The following is a 22,447-nucleotide window of genomic DNA, read 5'->3' as shown; positions in this document are numbered from 1 at the left end:
GTTTATTTACTCCCAGAATCAGGCGCGATCCGCAACGCGTTCGCCGAGCAGACCCGACGGACGGAACACCAGCACAACGATCAGCACGATGAAAGCGAACACGTCCTGATAATTACTGCCGAACACACCACCGGTGAGGTTGCCGATATAGCCGGCGCCCAACTGCTCGATCAGGCCAAGGATCACCCCGCCCACCATCGCGCCGCCGAGATTGCCGATACCGCCCAGTACCGCTGCCGTAAAGGCCTTCAGACCGGGGATGAAGCCCATGTAGAAGTGCGCGTTGCCGTATTCGGACGCGATCATCACGCCGGCCAGAGCGGCGAGCGCCGAGCCGATCATGAAGGTCGCCGAAATCACGAAGTTCGGGTTCACGCCCATCAGGCTGGCATTGCCCGGGTTCTCGGCGATCGCACGCATCGCGCGGCCGAGCTTGGTTTTGTGCACCAGCAGCAGCAGGCCGGCCATCACGAGGAAGGCCACCACGATGATCACGATTTCAGTCATCGAGATCACGGCGCCCGGCGTCGTGTCGGTGGCCTTGATCACGTTGATCGGGTCGGTGGGCAACAGTTGCGGGAACGGCAACGGGTTGCGCGACCAGATCATCATGGCCAGCGTCTGCAGCAGGATCGACACGCCGATCGCGGTGATCAGCGGAGCGAGACGCGGTGCTTTACGCAACGGCCGGTAGGCCACCCGCTCGATCGTATAGCCGACGGCCGCGCACACAATAGCGGCGATGATCAGCGCGATGACGAGCGTCGGCACATTGCCGAGGCCGGGGAAGTGGTTCTGAAGCACGCCTATGGCTGAGAGCGCAACCATCGCGCCCACCATCAACACGTCGCCGTGAGCGAAGTTGATGATGCCCAAGATGCCGTAAACCATCGTATAGCCCAGTGCGATGATGGCGTAAACGCTGCCAAGCACCAGCCCGTTGAGGACCTGCTGGATGAAGATATCCATTTAATGCTCCTTAGCCCGTGCGACTGGATTCGCGCTCTTCATCAGCCGGTGGGCGGTGATGCGTCACGGAATCTCAACGGCACTGCGGGTACTGATGTAAAAGACCGGTAAGGGTTATCCGCCGCCGGTTTGCCATGACGACCGGGATGCGGTTGCAGGCTCGCCTTGAGCGGATGCAAAAACGGCACCGTTGGGTGGTTTCGGTGCCGTCAGGCTGAACGTCCCGTCATCACATCTTCACGACGTCGAGAACCGCTTTCTTGCCGTCCTTGAAGTCGTAAAGCGTAATGGCGCCCTCTTTCAAATCACCCTTGTCGTCGAACGCGATGTGGCCGATTACACCGTTGTAATCGGTGGACGGCATCGCAGCCAGCACCTTGGGCGCCTCGATCGAATTAGCGCGCTTCATTGCATCGACAATCACGTACACAGCGTCATACGTGAACGGTGCGTAAATCTGCACCGGTGTGTGGAAGCGGTCCACGTACTTCTTTTCGAAGTCCGCTCCCTTGTCCATCTTCGAAAGCGCGAGTCCCGCCTCCGAGCAGACCAGGTTTTGCACGGCGGATCCCGCCAGCTCCCCCACCTTGTCGGTACACACACCGTCGCCGCCAAGGATTTTTGCCCTGATACCGAGCGCCGCCGCCTGTTTGGTAAACGGCCCGCCCGTCGCGTCCATGCCGCCGAACATAATCACGTCCGGCTGAACACTCTTGATCTTTGTGAGGATGGCCCGGAAATCCGTGGCCCGGTCGTTCGTCGCTTCCCGCGCGACGATCTTCGCTCCGCTCGCCTGTACGGTCTTCGCGAATTCGTCCGCGAGCCCCTTACCGTAGGCGGTTGCATCGTCCACTACCGCGATGCGTTTGGCGCCCAACGCCTTCGTGGCGTAATCGGCGAGCGCCGGACCTTGTTGCGCGTCCGTGGCGACGACCCGATAGGTCGTCTTGAAACCCTGCTGCGTGTAGGCCGGATTGGTCGACGACGGCGAGATCTGCACGATGCTCGCATCGCTATAGATCTTCGAAGCCGGAATCGACACCCCGGAATTCAGATGCCCCACCACCGCGACCACGTGATCGTCGACCAGCTTCTGCGCGACGGCGGTGCCCGTTTTCGGGTCCGCTGCATCGTCCTGCGCGTCGAGCTCCAACTGGATCTTGTGGCCGTCGATCGTTAAACCCTGTGTGTTGATTTCCTCGACCGCCAGACGCGCGCCGTTCTCATTGTCTTTGCCAAGGTGCGCAATGCCACCCGTCAATGGGGCCGCATGACCGATTTTCACGACCGTCGCTTCGCTCGCCGGTGCCGCCGCCGTTACGGCCGCCGATGCACCTGCTCCCGCCTCGCCATCCTGTTTCTTGCCGCACGCGGTCAGCATCGCAACCGCGGCCGCGATGGACACGGCGTAAGCAAATTTGACTCGCATTAAGTAGGTCTCCTGCGCCTTGCAAAATCTCGTGTTCGGGACCCGGAGGCCTTGAGAACGCGCGCATTGTAACTCCAATTTTGCGACGGGCAATATTGTTGAACCGGCAGGGTTTTCCTGCATTGCAACCTTATTTTGAGAGCAAAATTCACTAAAAGGCGCAACCCGGTTGCGACTATTTTTCGTGCATCAGTTGCACCAGCGTCGCACCCCGTGGCATCAAGTGTTGCGGCGAATTGGCTCAAGCCCCGATTGCAGCGCGTTTCGCGTTAGGTATTACGTTTCTCTTGATATCCCTGATCACGCACTATTTTAGTGCGTCAAAAATCCGCGCAAGCGCTTTTGCTGATAATAAACGGGGCCATATCGACAAAGATGAGTTTAAAAACCAGATTGGTTTTCAAAAGAATTTGTGCGCAAGGCCACTAAAACGAGCTGTAACTCATGATCTGGCACTTTATTCATTCTGAGATCGTCTGATCGATAGGCGTAAAAAAAGCGCACCCTCGGGTGCGCTTCCTTTCATGGTCAGCTAATTGTCAGGCAGGCAGACCTAGCCCGCGCGGCAGCGGAAACGCGATGTTTTCCTCGATGCCCTCGAGCGCGCGCACGTTGCGCACGCCCAGTTCGCGCAAGCGGGCGATCACCGCCTGAGCCAGCACTTCCGGCGCCGAGGCGCCCGCGGTCACGCCGATGCGGCGCTTGCCTTCTACCCAGATCGGGTCGATCTGATCGGGCGAATCCACCATATAGGCGGGTACGCCGAGCTTTTCGGCCAGCTCGCGCAAGCGGTTGGAGTTCGAACTGTTCGGGCTGCCGACCACGATCACAACGTCGCACTGCGGCGCCATGAATTTCACCGCGTCCTGGCGGTTTTGCGTGGCGTAGCAGATGTCCTGCTTCTTCGGCTCACGGATAGACGGATATTTGGTCTTCAGCGCACGGATGATCTCGGCGGCGTCGTCGACCGACAGCGTGGTTTGCGTGACAAACGCAATCCGTTCGGGGTCGTCGAGCTGCAAGGCTTGCACGTCCTCGATGTCTTCGACCAGGTGCATGCCCTCGCCGGCCTGGCCCATGGTGCCCTCGACCTCAGGATGCCCCTTGTGGCCGATCATGACGATGTCGAAACCGTCCTGGCGCATCTTCGCCACTTCGATATGCACCTTGGTCACGAGCGGACACGTGGCGTCGTACACCCGCAGCCCGCGCGACTCGGCCTCGGAACGCACGGCTTTAGATACGCCGTGCGCGCTGAAGATCACCGTGTTGCCGGCCGGCACCTCTTCCAGCCGCTCGATGAAAATCGCGCCCTTCTTGCGCAGATCTTCGACGACATAGGCGTTGTGGACGATTTCGTGACGCACGTAGATCGGCGAGCCGTGCAGCTTGATGGCCCGCTCGACGATCTCGATCGCCCGGTCGACGCCGGCACAGAACCCGCGCGGCTGCGCCAGCAGGATCTCGGTTTCGGCAAGAGTCGTATCCGTGATGCTCATGTTTACAAAATCCCGATGATTTTCACTTCGAACGCCAGCGCCTGGCCGGCAAGCGGGTGGTTGAAATCGAACAGGGCCGAGGTTTCGCCGACCTCCTTCAGAACGCCAGCGTACCGGCCGCCACCCGGCGCGTTGAATTCGACCAGATCACCGGGCGAAAAATCCTCACCGATCATGCTGTTTTCTCGCAGCGTGGCCAGCGACACGCGCTGGATCAATTCCGGATTGCGAGGACCGAAGGCCTGACCGGGCATTAGCTGAAAGGTCGAATGGTGGCCCACCTTCAAACCCAGCAAAATAGCTTCCAGCGGCGGCGCCAGTTGACCGGCGCCGAGCAGCAGCGTGGCCGGCTTCTCGGTAAACGTGTTGATGACTTCGGCGCCATCGGCAAGGGAAAGCCGGTAGTGAAGCGTGACGTGTGAACCGGGTTTCACTTCGGAAATGTCGATGATGCTCATGCAATGCTCGCTCAGTCGAAGCGCGCTGCACGCGTGCGCCGCGGGTGCAGTCGACGCAGCAGTACGCGTGTGGCAAACCGTCGGAGGTGCCGTGCGCAAAGCGCTTATTGTAAGCCACATAGCCTGCGCTGGCTTGGCTGCGTCGCAGAGCGGCGCGGCATGGGCGCCGCCCTCAAACCGAACCGGAGGACTCTCTATATATGGCCGATTACGCCAGCCTGATTGACGAAACCCCGTTGCGAGCCGTGCTCCCGGCGCCGGCGGCACGCGGCAAACGGCCACGCCCGCGGCTTATCGGCGGCAAGTGGCCGAAGCAGGACATGCCGCGCGAACGCCTGATCGACCACGGGCCAGAGGTGTTGTCGGACACCGAGATGATCGTGCTGGTGCTGGGTTCGGGCTTGCCCGGACACGATGTGTTCAGCGTCGCGCGCGCATTGCTGGAGCGCTTCGGCTCGTTACGCGCGATGCTCGACGCAACCTACCCGGACTTCGAGGGCATCCGCGGCATCGGACCGGCGAAAATCGCCCAGTTGCTGGCCATCATGGAAATGGCGCGCCGCTCGCTGGTTGCCCGCATGCGCGAACGCTCGCTGATGAACTCGCCTGAAGCCGTGGAGAATTTCCTGCGCCTGCGGATCGGCTCGCTTCAACAGGAAGTGTTCATGTCGCTCTATCTCGATGCCCGTCATCGGTTGATCAAATGCGAAAAAAGTGCGCAAGGCACGCTCACACGGATGGCGGTGTATCCGCGCGAAATCGCCCGTCGCGCGTTAAGTTTGAATGCAGCCAGCCTGATCGTCGCGCATAATCACCCCTCCGGCGTCGTCGAGCCAAGCGCGAGCGATTACCGCCTGACGCGCGCACTGCGTGACACCCTCTCGCTGATCGACGTGCAACTGATCGATCATCTGGTGATCGGCACCGACCAGGTTTACTCGTTCGCCCGCGCCGGCTGGCCGTGACAGGGCTTGACTCCCGGCCGAATCCAGCCGGAACCTGGACCGCACGGGCGTTGCGCGGAGTCGGGCATCGCAAATAAGGTTTGATTTTGCGGCTTTTTTTCCGCTATAATTCCGGTTTGCCTATTTCCAACCCCCTGTTCCGAAGCCACCGAGGCGTTCCGGAAAGGACCAAGCGCCTCTAGTTTCATAACTTAAGCGTGGCTCTTTTCGGGAAACTTTCACGGCGTTCGAACTCAGAATTAGCGTATTAGGAGTGCTCTCATGGCACGCGTATGCCAAGTAACTGGGAAAGCGCCGATGAGCGGCAACAACGTTTCCCACGCGAACAACAAAACCAAGCGCCGGTTCCTGCCGAACCTGCAAAACCGCCGTATTTGGGTGGAAAGCGAAAACCGTTGGGTGCGTCTGCGCGTTTCGAACGCCGGCCTGCGCCTGATCGACAAAAACGGTATTGACGCTGTGCTCGCAGATCTGCGCGCACGCGGCCAAGCCTAAGGAGTAAGTCATGGCGAAAGGCGCACGCGACAAGATCAAGCTGGAATCGACCGCAGGCACGGGTCACTTCTACACGACCACGAAGAACAAACGCAACATGCCGGAAAAGATGCTGATCAAGAAATTTGATCCGGTCGTCCGTAAGCACGTTGACTACAAGGAAACCAAGATTAAATAAATCTTGGTTTCCGCCTGACGAAGGCAAAGACAGGCGCAAAAAGCCTCGCATTCATGCGAGGCTTTTTTGTTTTCTACGGGCCTGTTTTCCACTGCTCCAATCTCAGCGACCACGCCACCGCATTCCATTCGCGCACTGAGATAGTCCTAACCCGTTCGGCTAGCTTTCCCTACTCCATCGCGACGCGTATCCTTTCTCGTTTTAGCGGCGAACGAATGTTTCGCCGTCATGGCAAAACGACAGTAGGAGATGCGGGCAATGGAATTCGATGTGGCGATTGTCGGTAGCGGTCTGGCTGGTTTGAGCGTCGCGCTCAATCTCGCCGAGACGCGGCGGGTTGCGGTGGTCGCCAAGCGATCGATGACCGAAGGCGCGAGCGATTGGGCGCAAGGCGGCATCGCCGCCGTGCTGGACTCGGCAGACAGCATCGAAAACCACGTGCGCGATACGCTGATTGCCGGCGGCGGCTTGTGCGACGAAGCGGCGACACGCTTTATCGTCGAACACGGGCGTGCCGCGATCGAATGGCTGATCGAGCAAGGTGTCCCGTTCACCAAAGACGACGCCGCGGAACTCGGCTTTCATTTGACGCGCGAAGGCGGCCATAGCCATCGGCGCATCATTCACGCCGCGGACGCAACCGGTCACGCCGTGGTCGCCACGCTCAGCGAGCGCGTGCGCCATCACCCGAACATCACGCTGCTCGAAGATCACTACGCGATCGATCTGATCACCTCCGACCGCCTCGGCTTGCCGGGTCGTCGGTGTCACGGCCTGTACGCGCTCGATCTGCAGAGCGGACGCACCGTCACGATCGAAGCGCCGCACACCGTGCTCGCCACCGGCGGCGCCGGCAAGGTCTACCTGTACACGACGAACCCCGATACCGCGACGGGCGACGGCATCGCGATGGCGTGGCGCGCGGGCTGCCGCGTGTCGAATATGGAATTCATCCAGTTCCATCCGACCTGTCTGTTCCATCCCTACGCGAAGTCGTTCCTGATCTCGGAGGCCGTGCGCGGCGAAGGCGGCATTCTGAAGCTGCCGGACGGCACCCGCTTCATGCCGAACCACGACGAGCGCGCCGAACTCGCGCCACGCGATATCGTCGCGCGTGCGATCGACTTCGAAATCAAGAAGCGCGGCATCGATTGTGTGTATCTCGACATCAGCCATCAATCGCCTGAATTTCTGCGCGAGCATTTCCCGACGATCCTGGCGCGCTGCCTGGAATTCGGCATCGATATCACCAAAGAAGGAATTCCGGTCGTGCCGGCCGCGCACTACACATGCGGCGGCGTCGTGACGGATCTGGCGGGCCGCACCGATCTCGAGGGCCTGTATGCGGTCGGCGAAACGTCCTGCACGGGGCTGCACGGAGCGAACCGGCTGGCCAGCAATTCGCTGCTCGAGTGCCTCGTGATCGGGCGCTCCGCCGCGCAGGCTATCGAGGCCGAGGGCTTCAGCGCCGCCGTCCATGCGCCGCTGCCCGACTGGGACGAGAGCCGCGTCTCCGATCCGGATGAGGAAGTGGTGGTCGCACACAACTGGGACGAACTACGCCGGCTGATGTGGAATTACGTCGGGATTGTGCGCACCGACAAGCGCCTGATGCGCGCCAAACATCGGCTCGCGCTGCTTCGCGACGAAATCCACGAGTACTACGCGAACTTCAAGGTCAGCCGCGACCTGCTCGAGCTGCGCAACCTGGTGGATGTGGGCTCGCTTATCGTGGAAGGCGCGCGGTCGCGGCGCGAGAGTCGCGGCCTGCATTTCAGCCGCGACTGGCCCGCCACATTGCCGAAGGCGTTGCCGTCAGTTCTATCGCCGGAGCACGTGCGCAACCGCAACGTGTGATTGAACGAGAGTCGAAACGAAAAGGCCATCGCCGGTGAGCACACTGGCGATGGCCTTTTCTCTGGCACAGCAGACGCTTCAACGCGTAAGCACTTGTCTCAAACAATCCGCATCGAGTAGTCGGTTGCGCGGACGTCTTTAGTCAGCGCGCCGATCGACACCCGGTCGACACCCGTCTCCGCAATCGTCTGTACCGTGTCGAAGTTCACGCCGCCCGACACTTCCAGCACCGCTCGTCCAGCCGTCACGCGAACCGCCTCGCGCATTGCGTCGAACGAGAAGTTGTCCAGCAGAACGGATTGTGCGCGATGCGCCAATGCCGCTTCCAGCTGCTCGAGGGTCTCGACCTCGATCTGGATGGAGATGCCCGCGTTCAACGCAAGCGCCGCGTCCATTGCCGCGCCCACGCCGCCGGCTGCGGCAATGTGGTTTTCCTTGATCAGAATGCCGTCGTACAGTGCGAGCCGCTGATTCGCGCCGCCACCCACACGCACCGCGTATTTCTGCGCGAGCCGCAAGCCGGGCAGCGTCTTGCGGGTGTCCAGAATGCGCGTTCGCGTGTGCGCGATTGCGTCGACATAACGGCGCGTTGCGCTCGCCACGCCAGACAGCAATTGCAAAAAGTTCAGCGCGTTGCGTTCGGCCGTCAACAACGCGCGCACCGGTCCGCGCAGTTCGCAAACCGGCGTGTCGGCTTTCATACGGTCACCCTCGCGGTAGAACCATCGCACTTCGATGCGGGCATCCACCGCGTGCATCACCGCGTTGAACCATGGCACGCCGCACAGCACGGCATCTTCGCGCACGATAATGCGCGCGTTGCGGATCTCGTCCGCGGGCACCAGGCGTCCAGTCTGATCGCCTGTGCCGACGTCTTCCGCCAGCGCATCGGCAACGTTGCGTGCGAGCGCCGCGTCGAACGCCGCGCCGTATTGCTCGTGAATTTCAGCAAACAGCGGCGACACCGCCTCACCCGGATCGCGCTCGATCATGCCCTCAACCGCCCCCATCACGCTGCTCCCACATTCGAATACAGTTGCGCGTCGCGCGCGAGATCGCCACTTGCCTGCACGCGCTTTTTCTGACGCGCGGCGAAGTCCAGCATCCGGTCGATCGGCAGACGCGCCCGCTCGCCGATCGCACGGTCGACGAAAATCTCGTTATGCCCGCGCTCCAGCACGTCGGCCAGATTCGCGAGGCCATTCATTGCCATCCACGGGCAATGCGCGCAACTCTTGCAGGTCGCGCTGTTGCCGGCCGTGGGCGCGGCAATCAGGGTCTTGCCGGGCGCGGCGAGTTGCATCTTGTGCAAAATGCCGAGATCGGTCGCGACGATGAAATGCGTGGCATCGAGTTTTTGCGCGGCGTCGATCAATTGCGTGGTCGACCCCACCACGTCTGCTTGCGCGACCACGTTAGCCGGCGACTCCGGATGCACCAGCACTTTCGCGCCCGGATACTCCGCGCGCAGCAGGTCGAGTTCGATGCCTTTGAATTCGTCGTGCACGAGACACGAGCCTTGCCACAGCAACATGTCCGCGCCGGTCTTGCTCTGGATGTAGCTGCCGAGGTGCCGGTCCGGCGCCCAGATGATCTTTTCGCCGCGCGCATGCAGATCGGCGACGATCTCCAGACCGATCGACGACGTCACCATCCAGTCCGCGCGCGCCTTCACCGCCGCGCTGGTATTCGCGTACACGACGACCGTGCGGTCAGGATGCGCGTCGCAGAACGCCGAAAAATCGTCCACCGGGCACCCCAGATCGAGCGAGCAGGTCGCGTCGAGATCGGGCATCAGGATGCGCTTGTCGGGGCTCAGAATTTTGGCCGTCTCGCCCATGAAGCGCACCCCCGCCACCACCAGCGTCTGCGCATCATGATCGCGGCCGAAACGCGCCATTTCCAGCGAATCGGCCACGCAGCCGCCGGTCTCATCGGCGAGTTCCTGCAACTCCGCGTCGACGTAGTAATGTGCGACGAGCACCGCTTTCTCGCGCTCAAGCAACGCGCGAATGCTTGTCTTCAACGCCGCTTTTTCCTGCGCTGAGGGCGTGTCGGGCACCTTCGCCCAAGCCTGCCCGATTCCGCAGGTCATGCCCTGCGCTTGCGGCCGATCGTATTCGACGGTCCTGATCGCCTGCTGATCCATGATCTCCTCTGCCCTCGCTCTGCCGCCGCGGACGGTCAACGACGTGTCGTTGCAGTTTCCGCGGCCCAAAAAGCAAAACCCCGCCAACGCGGGGTTTTGTGACGTAACAAGATTTTAATGGATTTCGGAATCAGGCATAACGACGCAGTCGCAAGGCAAATTCCTGCAGCGCCTTGATGCCACTCTGCTCAGCACGATGGCACCAGTCCTGCAACTGAACCAGCAACTGGTCGCGCGACGCATTGGAGCGCTCCCACATAGCCGCGAGTTCATTGCGCATGTCGATGTAGGTCTTCAGCTTCTGACTGTTCGCGAAGATTTGCGGCAATTGACGCTTCTGCGGCTCGTTCAGACCGGCTTCTTCCTTGTGGAACCAGCTGCGGGCACCGCGCATGACCTGATACTTCTCGCGCGCGCCGACCTCTTTCAGATGAGCCAATTCCTGGCGATAGGCGCGCTTGAGCGCCTTGCCGTAACGCGCCATGACTTCGTATCGGTTCGCCAACACAGCCTGCAGCGTGTCCTGATCGAGCACCAGCTTGCCGGTGGTCAAGCGCGGCGTCGGCGCGACCTTCTTCACCTTGGCAAGACGGAACGCCGACATGATGCGGATGTACATCCAGCCGATATCGAACTCGTACCACTTGTTCGACAGCTTGGCCGACGTCGCATACGTGTGGTGATTGTTATGCAGCTCTTCGCCGCCGATGATGATGCCCCACGGGAAGATGTTGGTGCTCGCATCCGACGAATTGAAGTTGCGATAGCCCCAGAAGTGCGCAAGGCCATTGACCACGCCGGCAGCCCAGAACGGAATCCACACCATCTGCACAGCCCAGATGGTCAGGCCGGCCACGCCGAACAGCGCGATGTTCAGCACCATCATCAGGCTGACGCCGAGGATCGGGTACTTCGTGTAGACGTTGCGTTCCATCCAGTCGTTCGGCGTGCCGTGACTGAACTTGCGCATGGTTTCTTCGTTCTTTGCCTCGGTGCGGTACAACTCCGCGCCTTCGAGCAACACCTTCCAGATGCCACGCGTTTGCGGGCTGTGCGGATCTTCTTCGGTCTCGCACTTGGCGTGGTGCTTACGGTGAATCGCGGCCCATTGGCCGGTCAACATGCCCGTGGTCATCCACAGCCAGAAACGGAAAAAATGACTGACGACCGGATGCAGCTCCAGCGCGCGGTGCGCCTGGCAGCGATGCAGATAGACCGTCACGCCGATAATCGTGATGTGCGTCGCGATCAGCGTGTACAGCACGAGTTGCCACCACGAGAAGTGCAGCAGACCGTGGGCAAGGAAATCGAGCAAGGAATTCAACAAGGCAATTTACCTGTGGAACGAGAGACACGAGACACACGCAACATGCGCATGTCAAGAAAGTGAAAGCATACAACTGGATTGGACGTCATTCTACTTGAACCGTTCCAAGTGTTTGTAACAAATGGGGATTTTTTGTGGGATATCAATGGGATGGAAAACGCCGACAGGGTTTTTACCGCTGTCGGCGGGTTCTAAACACCGTCAGAGGGCGGCGTCCGCCTGATTGGCCGCTGGAGCAGTCATTGTTACCGGTTGCGGCATGGCCGCACTGACATTGCCCACGATTCGCACTTCGCGTTGCGCGAACGGAATCGAGATGTCGTGCTCCGAGAACAGACGCCAGATATTGCGGTTCACGGCTGAGCGCACGCTTGCCGTGCCGGTCGCCGCGTCTTCGATCCAGAAGCCCAGTTCGAGATTGATACCGTCGGTGCCGAAGCTCGCCAGATACGGCGTGGGCGCAGGCTCCTTCAATACGCGCGGCACACCTTCGGCCGCTTGCACGAGCAGGCCCATGGCCTGCTCGACGTCAGACGTATACGCGACCTGCACAGCCACCTTCGCATACCCGCGCGTCAGGAAAGACGACTGATTCTGCACCACGTCCGTGATCAGTTTTTCGTTCGGAATCAGCGTTTCGATGCCGTCGAGCCCACGCACCACGGTGTAGCGCGTGCGGATCTGCGTGACCATGCCCTGCAGGCCGCTCACGTTGATCGTGTCGCCGATCCGCAGCGAGCGGTCGATCAGGATGATGAAGCCCGACACGTAGTTGCTGGCGATCTTCTGCAGCCCGAACCCCAGCCCGACGCCCAACGCGCCACCGAACACGCCGAGCACGGTAATGTCGATGCCGACCAGCGACAGGCTGATCAGAATCGCCGCCAGCATCAACGCGGCCCGGCCGACACGCGCCACCACCACCTTCAGATTCGCGTCGAGCGTGGTCGAGCGGATCAGGCGATCCTCGAACGTGGAGCCGAGCCACATCGCGACGATCATCGTCACGCAGACCCACAGCAGGCCCGTGGTGAGCGACAGCAGCGTCATGTGCGCATTGGCGACACGGAAATGGACGCTGCCCATCCACGCGATCACGTCGTCCTGAATGCCCATCACGGTCAGCACCATGGCGAGCCAGACCACCAGCGAAACCAGTTTTTCGACCAGGAACAGCCACGGATGCGTCACGCCGTCGTGACTGAAAACCCGCCGCGCGATGAAAAACACAATGTAGATCAGTCCGATGCCGAACAGCGGCACCAACGCCAGATCGAGCAGTGCCGTATGCATGAACGGCCCGGCGAGCGTGCGCGCGAGCCACACGAGTGCCGCGCCGATCAGCGGGAAAAACGCGCGGTTCAGGCTTTCCGCGCCGAAACGCAGCGTCTGGTAACGCGTTTGCCGGCGCAGATCGAGCGTGCGCCGCAACAGGCGCGCGAGCAGCCACGCGAGCGCGAGCGTGCCCAGCAGAACGCCGACCTGCCAGAGCATGACGGGCTGGCCGAAGTCGCGCGCGAGGTCGCCGAACATATGAGAAAAAATACGGTTTTGCATGATGTCGCCGAAATCGCCGGCGTGCCGCGGGTCCACTACTTAACCCACGGTACGCCGGCAAAAAAGCCTGTCGCGTTGCTTAGCTCTGGCGTTCCAGCACGGCGGCGAAGAAGCCGTCGGTTGCGTGGCGGTGCGGCCACAGCGACAGGTAGTCGCCCATTTCCAGCTCGATACGCTGCTCGGCCAGCACGTCGCGCGCGGGCACCAGCGCGAAGTCCGGATGGTCGGCGAGGAACTGCTGCACCACCGCTTCGTTTTCCGCTTCCAGAATCGAGCAGGTCGCGTAGACGAGGCGGCCGCCCTTCTTCACCAGACGCGAAGCGCTCGCCAGAATCGACAACTGCTTCGGCGCCAGCTCGGCCACCGATTCCGGCGACTGACGCCACTTCAAGTCAGGGTTACGGCGCAGCGTGCCCAGCCCGCTGCACGGCGCGTCGACCAGCACGCGGTCGATCTTGCCGGCCAGACGCTTGATCTTGGCGTCGTGTTCGCTATCGATCAGCACCGGATTCACGTTCGACAGCCCGCTGCGCGCAAGGCGCGGCTTGAGCTTGGCGAGACGCCGTTCGGAGATGTCGAACGCGTACAAACGGCCGGTGGAGCGCATCGCCGCGCCGAGCGCCAGCGTCTTGCCGCCCGCGCCCGCGCAGAAGTCGACGATCATCTCGCCGCGCTTGGGCGCGACCAGCGAACACAGCAACTGGCTGCCTTCGTCCTGCACTTCGACCCAGCCGTGCTGGAACGCGTCGAGCTTGGTGAGCGGCGGTTTGCCGACCACCCGCACGCCGAACGGCGCGAACGGTGTTTCGCCGGCCTCGATGCCCGCCTTCGACAGCGCGTTCAGCACGTCTTCGCGGCTCGCCTTGATCGGATTCGCGCGCAGGTCCAGCGGTGCCGGATAGTTCAGCGCGGCGGCCAGTTGCGCCAGTTCGGCGGCCTCGAAACGCTTGGCCAGTGCCTGATAGATCCAGTCGGGCAGGTTCAGGCGAATCCGCAACGGCAGGCTTTCCGGGTCGATCTTCGAGACGTGTTCGAGCCAGCTCAATTCCTGTTCCGTCACGAACGGCTTGAGGGCATTACGCCCCGCCGTCTGCATCAGGCCGAGCAAAGCCATCCGGCGGGCCGGGCTGCCGGCGCCGCTTTCCGCCAGATGGGCGAATTCCATCCGGCGACGCAGCACCGCGAACACCGCTTCCGCGATCACGCCGCGCTCGCCGTGCCCGAGCTTCGGATGGGCGCGGAAAAAGCGGCTGGTGGTGGCATCGGCCGGGCCGGTGAGTTTCAAGACTTCAGCCAGCAAAGTCTCGGTTTGTCCAATCAAAAAACCATGTAATCTCATGCGCCCTCTCCGGCGGTGTGACCGGCAAAGAGCCATTGCGGCTCTGACGGCGTTAGCGTGACACGCAGGCCGTCCAGAGCGAGACGCCCTTCGACGAACCAGCGCACCGCGCGTGGATAAATGATGTGTTCGATCGCCAGCACGCGTTCGGCGAGCATGGCGGGGGTGTCGCCGTTTTCCACGGGAACCGCCGCCTGCGCGACGATGGGCCCGTGATCCAGTTGCGACGTGACAAAGTGCACCGACGCGCCGTGCAGCCGTACGCCCGCGTCCAGTGCCTGTTGATGGGTTTTCAGGCCGGGAAAGCTCGGCAGCAGCGACGGGTGCACGTTCAGCATGCGCCCGGCGTAACGGTCGACGAAACCCGCCGTGAGCACGCGCATGAAACCGGCCAGCACGACGAGATCCGGCGCGAAGCCGTCGATCTGCCGGGCCAGCGCCGCGTCGAAACTATCGCGGTCCGGATACTGGCGGTGGTCGACCACCGCCGTGGCAATACCGTGCGACGCCGCGAACGCAAGGCCCGCGGCGTCAGGACGGTTGGCAATCACGGCGGCGACTTGCGCGGCCCAAGCCTCGTCGGAGCAGGCTCGAACGATGGCTTCCATGTTGCTTCCCCGCCCCGAAATCAGGATGACGAGTTTTTTCATCCGCGGATTTTATCATTTGGGGAACCCTGAAACCGCGACGCGCCGCCGTCTCGCGCGCCGAGCGTTTATAATCGTTTGTTTTGCGGCACCCCGCCCGCCCTATTCCAACGCGCTATCGTGAGAGTCTTCCGCGGTCTTCCCAATGCTGAAAGCCGTGCGCCCTGCGCACTGACCATCGGCAACTTCGACGGTGTCCACCGCGGCCATCAGGCTCTGCTCGCGCACGTGCGCGCAGCGGCCGACGCGCGCGGCCTGCCCGTCTGCGTGATGACCTTCGAGCCGCACCCGCGCGAGTTCTTCAACCCCGCCGGCGCGCCGCCGCGTATCGCCATGCTGCGCGACAAGCTCGAGGCGCTGCGTACCCACGGCGTCGATCGCGTGGTGGTCGAGCATTTCAACCACACGTTCGCGAGCCAGTCGCCGGATACGTTCGTCGAACGGATCATCGTCAATGGCCTGCACGCGCGTTGGGTGATGATCGGCGACGACTTCCGCTACGGCGCCAAACGCGCGGGCGATTTCGCATCGCTCAAGGCCGCGGGCCAGCAGTACGGTTTCGAAGTCGAGCAGATGGCCACCGTCGCCGATCCGTCCGGCGCGCGCATTTCCAGCTCGGGCGTACGCGCCGCGCTGGTGGCGGGCGACCTCGATTCGGCACGGGCCGCGCTGGGCCGCGATTATCTGATCAGCGGCCACGTCGTGCACGGCATGAAGCTCGGCCGCGATCTCGGTTTCCCCACGTTGAATCTGCCGATCGCTCACAAGCGGCCGGCGCTCGCGGGCATTTTCGTGGTGCGCGTGCACGGCGTGGCGGACGAGCCGCTGCCGGGCGTCGCGAGCCTCGGACTGCGCCCCACCGTCGACGATTCCGGCCGCGTGCTGCTCGAAGTGCATCTGCTCGACTGGCACGGCGACGCGTATGGCAAACTCGTGCGCGTCGAATTCCTGAAGAAGCTGCGTGACGAGGAAAAGTACGTCGACCTCGAAACGCTGACCGCCGCGATCGCGCGCGACGTCGCCAACGCCCGCGCCTGGTTCGCGGCTGTCGGCGCCGGCACGCCGGGCAGCGGGTCCACCGGCTTCGCCACCTCGGCCACCGACCGAATTAGATAGCCGCCGCGGTCCATGCGCGCGTGTTGAACGCCGCCTGGGCCCTCGCCGCGCGCATCGAAGGGCGTCCGTGGATCACGCGACATGCCTGCCGGGCGCGCCCCACGCCCACGCACAACGTGCGCATTCCGCGCCCCGCTGTGCACAGAACGAATTCACCGCGACCACATCATGAGCAACAAGAAAGCCGATTCGAAACCGCAATCACGCTATCCCGTGAACCTGCTCGACACGCCGTTCCCGATGCGCGGCGACCTGCCCAAGCGCGAGCCGCAATGGGTCAAGGAATGGCAGGAAGGCAAGATCTACGAAAAGATCCGCGCCGCCAGCAAGGGCCGCAAGAAGTTCATCCTGCACGACGGGCCGCCATATGCGAACGGCGACATCCACCTCGGCCACGCGGTGAACAAGATCCTCAAGGACATGATCGTCAAGGCGCGCAATCTGGCGGGCTTCGACGCGGTCTACGTGCCGGGCTGGGACTGCCACGGCATGCCGATCGAAATCCAGATCGAAAAGCAGTTCGGCAAATCGCTGCCGGCCGCTGAAGTGATGCAGAAGGCGCGTGCCTACGCGACCGAACAGATCGAGAAGCAGAAGGTCGGCTTCCGTCGTCTGGGGGTGCTCGGCGACTGGGACAATCCGTACAAGACCATGAACTTCACGAACGAAGCCGGCGAAATCCGCGCGCTCGCGAAGATCCTGGAAAAGGGCTACGTGTTCCGCGGCCTGAAGCCGGTCAACTGGTGTTTCGACTGCGGCTCGGCGCTGGCTGAAGCGGAAGTCGAATACGCGGACAAGAACGATCCGACCATCGACGTGCTGTTCAGCTTCGCCGAACCGGAAAAGACCGCGCACGCCTTCGGCCTGAACGCACTGCCGCGCGAAGAAGGCGGCATCGTGATCTGGACCACCACGCCGTGGACCATCCCCGCCAACCAGGCGCTGAACCTGCATCCGGAAATCGTCTACGCGCTGGTGGATACGCCGCGCGGTCTGCTGATCCTCGCGGAAGAGCGGGTCGAAGCGTGCCTGAAGCAATACGGTCTGGAAGGCACGATCGTCGCCAAGGCGCCGGGCGCGAAGCTCGTCAACCTGCGCTTCAATCACCCGCTGGCGGCCGCGCATCCGGCTTACAAGCGCACCGCGCCGGTCTATCTCGGCGACTACGTGACGACCGAAACCGGTACGGGTGTCGTGCACTCCTCGCCGGCCTATGGCGTGGAAGACTTCGTGTCGTGCAAGGCGCACGGCATGGCCGATTCCGACATCATCAGCCCAGTGATGGGCGACGGCCGCTATATCGAGTCGCTCGCGCTGTTCGGCGGCCTGTCGATCTGGGCGGCCAATCCGCAGATCGTCGAGGCGCTGCAAAACGCCGGCTCGCTGATGCGCACCGAACGGTACACGCACAGCTACATGCACTGCTGGCGCCACAAGACGCCGATCATCTACCGCGCGACCTCGCAATGGTTCGCCGGCATGGACGTGAAGCCGAACGACAGCGACAAGACCCTGCGTGAAACCGCGCTCGAAGGTATCGAAAACACCGCGTTCTATCCGGCGTGGGGCAAGCAACGTCTGTTCAGCATGATCGCCAACCGCCCGGACTGGACGCTGTCGCGTCAACGCCAATGGGGCGTGCCGATGGCGTTCTTCGTCCACAAGGAAACCGGCGAACTGCATCCGCGCACCGTGGAATTGCTCGAACAGGTCGCGCAACGCGTCGAGCAGGCCGGTATCGAAGCGTGGCAAACACTCGACCCGCGCGAACTGCTCGGCGACGAAGCCAACCTGTACGAAAAGAACCGCGACACGCTGGATGTCTGGTTCGATTCCGGCACCACGCACTGGCATGTGCTGCGCGGCTCGCATAAAGACGAACTCCAATTCCCGGCCGACCTGTATCTGGAAGGCTCGGATCAACACCGCGGCTGGTTCCACTCGTCGCTGCTGACCGCCTCGATGCTCGACGGCCGCCCGCCCTACAACGCGCTGCTAACTCATGGCTTCACGGTCGACGGCGAAGGCCGCAAGATGAGCAAGTCGCTCGGCAACGGGATCGACCCGCATGAAGTGGCGAACCGTCTGGGCGCGGAAATCATCCGCTTGTGGATCGCGTCGACCGACTACTCGGGCGAACTGGCGATCTCGGAAGAAATCCTGAAGCGCGTCACGGAAAGCTATCGCCGGATCCGCAACACGCTGCGCTTCCTGCTCGCGAACCTGTCCGACTTCGACTTCGCGCAGCACGCGCGTCCGGTCGAAGACTGGCTCGAGATCGATCGCTACGCGGTCGCGCTGTCGGCGAACCTGCAGAACGACATCCTCGCGCACTACGACAAGTACGAGTTCCATCCGGTGGTCGCCAAGCTGCAGACGTTCTGCTCGGAAGACCTCGGCGGTTTCTACCTCGACGTGCTGAAGGATCGCCTGTACACCACGGCGGCGGATTCGGTCGCGCGCCGTTCGGCGCAGACCGCGCTGTATCACATCGCGCATGGTCTGCTGCGTCTGATGGCGCCGTTCATGTCGTTCACGGCCGAAGAAGCCTGGAAGGTGTTCCAGCCGAACAGCGAAACCATCTTCACCGAGACGTATCACGCATTCCCGGCCGTGCCGCAAGCGGGCGAACTGCTCGACAAGTGGACACTGCTGCGCGCGGCGCGCGGCGACGTGACCAAGGCGCTGGAAGAAGCGCGCGGCGCGAATCTGATCGGTTCGTCGCTGCAGGCGGAAGTCGAGATCCGCGCGAGCGGCGCGCGTTACGATGCGCTCGCGAGCCTCGGCGAAGACCTGAAGTTCGTGCTGATCACCTCGGCGGCGAATGTCGTGAAGGTCGCGAGCGAAGCGGAAGAAGGCGTCGAAGTGATCGCGTCGAAGTATCTGAAATGCGAACGCTGCTGGCACTACCGCGAGGACGTCGGCGCACACGCCGATCACCCCACCCTGTGCGGCCGCTGCTTCAGCAATCTGTTCGGCAACGGCGAAACCCGGAGCGCGGCATAATGGCACGAACCCTGTCCAAAGCATCGAGCGGCAATAGTTCGCTGGCGCCCTGGCTGGGCGTCGCACTGATCGTGATCCTGTTCGATCAGTTGACCAAGATCGCGATCCAGAAGGTGTTCGCGTACGGTGTCCCGCATGAGATCACGCCGTTTTTCAACCTGATTCTCGTGTACAACCGCGGTGCGGCGTTCAGCTTCCTCGCCATGGCCGGCGGCTGGCAGCGCTGGGCGTTCACGGCGCTCGGCGTGATCGCGGCACTCGTGATCTGCTATCTGCTCAAGCGCCACGGCGGGCAGAAAATGTTCTGCACAGCGCTTTCGCTGATTCTCGGCGGCGCGCTCGGCAATGTGATCGACCGGCTCGCCTACGGCCACGTGATCGACTTCCTCGATTTTCACGTGCGCACGTGGCACTGGCCGGCGTTCAATCTCGCCGACAGCGCGATTACCGTCGGCGCGATCCTGCTGGTGCTCGACGAGTTGCGGCGCGTCCGCGGCGCGTCACGCTAACGCCGCAGACGCCGGCGCCCGGGTTCGTCTGGATTCGCGCGCCGGGGTCCAGTTCGAAAGACGCGGCGGCCCGGGGCGCAATGCCCCACCGCGCCGCCCGCCACCACGCTTTGTCGGAGGCTTCGTTGGCAACCGCAGAACTCGCAGGAAAACACCTCGTCCTCGGCATGACGGGCGGCATTGCCTGCTACAAGATCGCCGAACTCACGCGTCTGCTGACCAAGGCCGGCGCAACCGTGCAGGTCGTCATGACCGAAGCGGCCACGCAGTTCATCACTCCCGTCACCATGCAGGCGCTCTCGGGCCGTCCGGTCTACACGAGCCAATGGGACGCGCGCATGGCGAACAACATGGCGCACATCGATCTGTCGCGTGAAGCGGATGCGATCGTGATCGCGCCCGCCTCCACCGACTTCCTCGCCAAGCTCGCGCACGGCATGGCCGACGATCTGCTGTCCACGCTGTGCGTGGCGCGCGATTGTCCGCTGCTGGTCGTGCCGGCGATGAACCGGCAGATGTGGCAAAACCCGGCCACGCAGCGCAACGTCACGCAACTGCGCGAAGACGGCGTGCAGGTGCTCGGCCCCGACTCCGGCCCGCAGGCGTGCGGCGAAATCGGCGACGGGCGCATGCTCGAAGCGGCCGCCACGTATGAAGCGATCGCGTCGTTTTTCTCGCCCAAGATTCTGGCCGGCCGGCGCGTGTTGCTGACCGCCGGCCCCACCTTCGAACCACTCGATCCGGTGCGCGGCATCACCAACCGATCGAGCGGCAAGATGGGTTTCGCGCTCGCGCGCGCCGCGCAGCAGGCCGGCGCCGAAGTGCATCTGGTGGCCGGCCCGGTCGCACTGGAAACGCCGTGGGGCGTGTTCCGCGAAGACGTGCAGACCGCGCAGCAAATGCACGACGCGGTAATGCGCTCGGTCGCGGATGCCGACATCTTTATCGGCGTGGCCGCCGTGGCCGACTGGCGCGCCGATCACGCGAGCGAGCACAAGATCAAGAAGACCGCCGAGCGCACGCTGCCCACCTTCACGTTCGTCGAGAATCCGGACATTCTGGCCACCGTCGCGAAACTGCCGCATCCGCCGTTCGCGGTCGGCTTCGCGGCGGAAAGCGGCGATCTCGAAGTGCATGGCGAAGAAAAGCGCGCGCGCAAGAAGGTGCCGCTGCTGATCGGCAATCTCGGCCCGCTGACTTTCGGCCTCGACGACAACGAAGTGATCCTGTTCGCAGCCGGCGGCGCCACGAAGCTGCCGCGCGCCGACAAGCAGACGCTCGCGCGCACGCTGATCGCGGAGATCGCGAAGCGCTTGCCCGATTCAAGTCTGATTCGCTGAACGCTGCTCGCGTTTGACCTCACGGCAAGTTTGCCATCACGAGGTCAACGCGCAGCGACGTGACTCATCTGGAGCCGTGCCGACATGACGCTACTATCCATGCTCGATCAAACGCCCGTGATCGCCGGGCACTCGGTGGCGGACGCGATCGCCGCCACCGTCGAACTCGCGCAACTCGCCGACGACCTCGGCTACACGCGCTACTGGTGCGCCGAACATCATGGCTTGCGCGGCGTATCGAATCCTTGCCCGGAAGTGCTGCTGGCGCGCCTCGGCAGTGTGACCAGGCGGATTCGCCTCGGCTCCGGCGGCGTGATGCTGCCGTACTACAGCCCGTTCAAAGTCGCCGAGCAATTCATGATGCTCGAGGCGCTGTTTCCGAACCGGATCGACCTCGGCGTAGGGCGCGCGCCGGGCGGCGACATGCGCACCGCGCAAGCGGTCGCGGCGGGCGACTACAACCGCGGCGATATTTTCCCGCAGCAGGTCGCGGATCTGGTCGGGTTGATGCACGGCACGCTGCCCGACGATCACGTCGCGCATGGCGTGCTGCTGCAACCGCAGATCGCGACGCGTCCGCAACTGTGGATGCTCGGCTCGAGCGAATTCGGCGGCTTGCTCGCTGCGCAACTCGGCATTCGCTTCGCGTTCGCGCATTTCATCAACGCGCATTTCGGGCATCAGGTGGCGCAGGCTTATCGCGAGCGTTTCAAGGCCAGTCAGGAAGCGCAACAGGCGTATCTTGCCGCCGCGGTTTTCGTGATCTGCGCGGATACCGAACAGGAAGCGGCCGATCTGGAAAAGGCCGTCGATCTGCGCCGTGTGCAAATGGCGTACGGCCTGAACGAACCCATTCCGACGATCGAACAAGGCATCGCGCAGGAGTATGGCGAGCGCGAGCAACTGGTGATCGCGCGGGAACGGCCGCGTAGCATTGTCGGTACGCCGGAGACCGTCACTGAACGCCTGCATGCGCTGCAGGAACAGTTCCAGGCCGACGAGCTGATCGTGCTGACCGTGGCGGGCAGTTATCGCGCCCGCCTGCGCTCTTATGAATTACTGGCCGATGCGTTCCAATTGGCGCATTGAGTGCACACCTCTACTTTCCACACTCTCCAACCTTTCCGACCTGCATGAAACTCGACCTCAAGATTCTCGATGCGCGCATGCGCGATCAACTCCCGGCCTACGCCACCACCGGCAGCGCCGGCCTCGATCTGCGCGCGTGCCTCGACGAACCGCTGACGCTCGAACCCGGCCAGACAGCACTGGTGCCGACCGGGCTGGCGATCCACGTCGGCGATCCGGGTTATGCGGCGTTGATTCTGCCGCGTTCGGGATTGGGACATAAGCACGGTATCGTGCTGGGCAATCTGGTCGGCCTGATCGATTCGGATTACCAGGGTCAGCTGATGATCTCGACGTGGAATCGCGGCGAGACCACGTTCGTGCTGAATCCAATGGAACGCCTCGCGCAACTGGTCATCGTGCCGGTCGTGCAAGCCGAGTTCAATATCGTCGACGACTTCGAGACGAGCGATCGGGGTGCGGGCGGGTTTGGCAGCACGGGCAAGCATTGAGCTTGAGCGCGGAGTTGGCTGCGGGGC

20 protein-coding genes are annotated in these 22,447 nt (G+C 62.7%); 10 read left to right on the top strand and 10 right to left on the bottom strand.

Annotated features, from left to right (window positions below):
* Positions 1 to 18 precede the first annotated feature (18 nt).
* The 4 genes from BX591_RS04920 to BX591_RS04905 form a co-directional block, all read right to left on the bottom strand.
* The gene (locus BX591_RS04920; protein WP_111929597.1) at positions 19 to 969 is read right to left on the bottom strand and encodes a branched-chain amino acid ABC transporter permease; all 951 of its coding nucleotides are present in this window, start codon (positions 967 to 969) and stop codon (positions 19 to 21) included.
* A 229-nt stretch (positions 970 to 1,198) separates the two neighbouring features.
* A complete protein-coding gene (locus BX591_RS04915) occupies positions 1,199 to 2,398 on the bottom strand; it encodes a branched-chain amino acid ABC transporter substrate-binding protein (RefSeq protein WP_111929596.1) in 1,200 nt (399 codons plus the stop codon).
* Between the two features lie 539 nt (positions 2,399 to 2,937).
* On the bottom strand, positions 2,938 to 3,897 hold the full coding sequence (gene ispH / locus BX591_RS04910; protein ID WP_111929595.1) for a 4-hydroxy-3-methylbut-2-enyl diphosphate reductase: 960 nt from the start codon (positions 3,895 to 3,897) through the stop codon (positions 2,938 to 2,940).
* Positions 3,898 to 3,899: 2 nt separating this feature from the next.
* A complete protein-coding gene (locus tag BX591_RS04905) occupies positions 3,900 to 4,355 on the bottom strand; it encodes an FKBP-type peptidyl-prolyl cis-trans isomerase (protein ID WP_111929594.1) in 456 nt (151 codons plus the stop codon).
* Between the two features lie 200 nt (positions 4,356 to 4,555).
* On the opposite strand from BX591_RS04905, the gene radC reads away from it, so the two are divergent.
* From radC to nadB, 4 genes are all read left to right on the top strand, one after another.
* A complete protein-coding gene (radC, locus tag BX591_RS04900) occupies positions 4,556 to 5,320 on the top strand; it encodes a RadC family protein (RefSeq protein WP_111929593.1) in 765 nt (254 codons plus the stop codon).
* Positions 5,321 to 5,581: 261 nt separating this feature from the next.
* A complete protein-coding gene (gene rpmB / locus BX591_RS04895; protein WP_035548063.1) occupies positions 5,582 to 5,815 on the top strand; it encodes a 50S ribosomal protein L28 in 234 nt (77 codons plus the stop codon).
* A 10-nt stretch (positions 5,816 to 5,825) separates the two neighbouring features.
* Positions 5,826 to 5,993 carry a 50S ribosomal protein L33 gene (gene rpmG / locus BX591_RS04890; RefSeq protein ID WP_006050116.1) on the top strand — a complete coding sequence of 56 codons (168 nt, stop codon included), beginning with the start codon at positions 5,826 to 5,828 and terminating at the stop codon, positions 5,991 to 5,993.
* A 258-nt stretch (positions 5,994 to 6,251) separates the two neighbouring features.
* Positions 6,252 to 7,850, top strand: a complete 1,599-nt coding sequence (gene nadB, locus BX591_RS04885) for an L-aspartate oxidase (RefSeq protein ID WP_111929592.1) — start codon at positions 6,252 to 6,254, stop codon at positions 7,848 to 7,850.
* Between the two features lie 98 nt (positions 7,851 to 7,948).
* Here the strand turns inward: nadB and nadC are convergent, their stop codons facing one another.
* The 6 genes from nadC to purN form a co-directional block, all read right to left on the bottom strand.
* Positions 7,949 to 8,860, bottom strand: a complete 912-nt coding sequence (gene nadC / locus BX591_RS04880; RefSeq protein ID WP_111929591.1) for a carboxylating nicotinate-nucleotide diphosphorylase — start codon at positions 8,858 to 8,860, stop codon at positions 7,949 to 7,951.
* Entirely contained in the window at positions 8,860 to 9,999 is a 1,140-nt protein-coding gene (nadA, locus tag BX591_RS04875; RefSeq protein ID WP_111929590.1) for a quinolinate synthase NadA, read from the bottom strand. Before nadA ends, nadC begins: the two co-directional genes overlap by 1 nt.
* A gap of 130 nt (positions 10,000 to 10,129) precedes the next feature.
* Positions 10,130 to 11,326 (bottom strand): DesA family fatty acid desaturase, encoded by a 1,197-nt coding sequence (locus tag BX591_RS04870; protein ID WP_111929589.1) that lies wholly within the window; start codon positions 11,324 to 11,326, stop codon positions 10,130 to 10,132.
* 201 nt (positions 11,327 to 11,527) lie between these two features.
* Positions 11,528 to 12,883, bottom strand: a complete 1,356-nt coding sequence (locus BX591_RS04865) for a mechanosensitive ion channel family protein (RefSeq protein ID WP_111929900.1) — start codon at positions 12,881 to 12,883, stop codon at positions 11,528 to 11,530.
* A gap of 79 nt (positions 12,884 to 12,962) precedes the next feature.
* Positions 12,963 to 14,222: an RsmB/NOP family class I SAM-dependent RNA methyltransferase gene (locus BX591_RS04860; protein ID WP_111929588.1), complete on the bottom strand. Its 1,260-nt coding sequence runs from the start codon at positions 14,220 to 14,222 to the stop codon at positions 12,963 to 12,965.
* Positions 14,219 to 14,872, bottom strand: coding sequence for a phosphoribosylglycinamide formyltransferase (gene purN / locus BX591_RS04855; RefSeq protein WP_111929587.1), 654 nt, complete (start codon positions 14,870 to 14,872; stop codon positions 14,219 to 14,221). The genes BX591_RS04860 and purN overlap by 4 nt, the downstream gene beginning before the upstream one ends.
* A 117-nt stretch (positions 14,873 to 14,989) precedes the next feature.
* On the opposite strand from purN, the gene BX591_RS04850 reads away from it, so the two are divergent.
* The 6 genes from BX591_RS04850 to dut all read left to right on the top strand — a co-directional run bounded on the left by BX591_RS04850 (position 14,990) and on the right by dut (position 22,420).
* The gene (locus tag BX591_RS04850) at positions 14,990 to 15,985 is read left to right on the top strand and encodes a bifunctional riboflavin kinase/FAD synthetase (RefSeq protein ID WP_111929899.1); all 996 of its coding nucleotides are present in this window, start codon (positions 14,990 to 14,992) and stop codon (positions 15,983 to 15,985) included.
* Positions 15,986 to 16,153: 168 nt separating this feature from the next.
* Positions 16,154 to 18,991 carry an isoleucine--tRNA ligase gene (gene ileS, locus BX591_RS04845; RefSeq protein ID WP_111929586.1) on the top strand — a complete coding sequence of 946 codons (2,838 nt, stop codon included), beginning with the start codon at positions 16,154 to 16,156 and terminating at the stop codon, positions 18,989 to 18,991.
* Positions 18,991 to 19,500 (top strand): signal peptidase II, encoded by a 510-nt coding sequence (gene lspA, locus BX591_RS04840; RefSeq protein ID WP_105512084.1) that lies wholly within the window; start codon positions 18,991 to 18,993, stop codon positions 19,498 to 19,500. The genes ileS and lspA overlap by 1 nt, the downstream gene beginning before the upstream one ends.
* A gap of 125 nt (positions 19,501 to 19,625) precedes the next feature.
* On the top strand, positions 19,626 to 20,840 hold the full coding sequence (gene coaBC / locus BX591_RS04835; RefSeq protein ID WP_111929585.1) for a bifunctional phosphopantothenoylcysteine decarboxylase/phosphopantothenate--cysteine ligase CoaBC: 1,215 nt from the start codon (positions 19,626 to 19,628) through the stop codon (positions 20,838 to 20,840).
* An 84-nt stretch (positions 20,841 to 20,924) separates the two neighbouring features.
* Complete coding sequence (locus BX591_RS04830; RefSeq protein ID WP_111929584.1) at positions 20,925 to 21,929, top strand: LLM class flavin-dependent oxidoreductase; 1,005 nt, start codon at positions 20,925 to 20,927, stop codon at positions 21,927 to 21,929.
* 44 nt (positions 21,930 to 21,973) lie between these two features.
* On the top strand, positions 21,974 to 22,420 hold the full coding sequence (gene dut, locus BX591_RS04825) for a dUTP diphosphatase (protein WP_035548097.1): 447 nt from the start codon (positions 21,974 to 21,976) through the stop codon (positions 22,418 to 22,420).
* The last annotated feature ends 27 nt before the right edge of the window (positions 22,421 to 22,447 follow it).

The sequence above is a fragment of the Paraburkholderia bryophila genome, from assembly GCF_003269035.1.
GTDB lineage: Bacteria > Pseudomonadota > Gammaproteobacteria > Burkholderiales > Burkholderiaceae > Paraburkholderia > Paraburkholderia bryophila.
The sequence above is the reverse complement of the archived record's forward strand: the minus strand, read 5'-3'. Positions and strand labels throughout refer to the sequence as shown.

Coding starts and splice junctions, on each gene's coding strand:
- radC (WP_111929593.1), top strand. CDS start 4,556: ATGGCCGATTACGCCAGCCTGATTGACGAAACCCCGTTGCGAGCCGTG.
- ispH (WP_111929595.1), bottom strand. CDS start 3,897: ATGAGCATCACGGATACGACTCTTGCCGAAACCGAGATCCTGCTGGCG.
- ileS (WP_111929586.1), top strand. CDS start 16,154: ATGAGCAACAAGAAAGCCGATTCGAAACCGCAATCACGCTATCCCGTG.
- dut (WP_035548097.1), top strand. CDS start 21,974: ATGAAACTCGACCTCAAGATTCTCGATGCGCGCATGCGCGATCAACTC.
- BX591_RS04915 (WP_111929596.1), bottom strand. CDS start 2,398: ATGCGAGTCAAATTTGCTTACGCCGTGTCCATCGCGGCCGCGGTTGCG.
- BX591_RS04860 (WP_111929588.1), bottom strand. CDS start 14,222: ATGAGATTACATGGTTTTTTGATTGGACAAACCGAGACTTTGCTGGCT.
- nadC (WP_111929591.1), bottom strand. CDS start 8,860: ATGGGGGCGGTTGAGGGCATGATCGAGCGCGATCCGGGTGAGGCGGTG.
- nadA (WP_111929590.1), bottom strand. CDS start 9,999: ATGGATCAGCAGGCGATCAGGACCGTCGAATACGATCGGCCGCAAGCG.
- rpmG (WP_006050116.1), top strand. CDS start 5,826: ATGGCGAAAGGCGCACGCGACAAGATCAAGCTGGAATCGACCGCAGGC.
- purN (WP_111929587.1), bottom strand. CDS start 14,872: ATGAAAAAACTCGTCATCCTGATTTCGGGGCGGGGAAGCAACATGGAA.
- lspA (WP_105512084.1), top strand. CDS start 18,991: ATGGCACGAACCCTGTCCAAAGCATCGAGCGGCAATAGTTCGCTGGCG.
- BX591_RS04865 (WP_111929900.1), bottom strand. CDS start 12,883: ATGCAAAACCGTATTTTTTCTCATATGTTCGGCGACCTCGCGCGCGAC.
- nadB (WP_111929592.1), top strand. CDS start 6,252: ATGGAATTCGATGTGGCGATTGTCGGTAGCGGTCTGGCTGGTTTGAGC.
- BX591_RS04830 (WP_111929584.1), top strand. CDS start 20,925: ATGACGCTACTATCCATGCTCGATCAAACGCCCGTGATCGCCGGGCAC.
- rpmB (WP_035548063.1), top strand. CDS start 5,582: ATGGCACGCGTATGCCAAGTAACTGGGAAAGCGCCGATGAGCGGCAAC.
- BX591_RS04905 (WP_111929594.1), bottom strand. CDS start 4,355: ATGAGCATCATCGACATTTCCGAAGTGAAACCCGGTTCACACGTCACG.
- BX591_RS04920 (WP_111929597.1), bottom strand. CDS start 969: ATGGATATCTTCATCCAGCAGGTCCTCAACGGGCTGGTGCTTGGCAGC.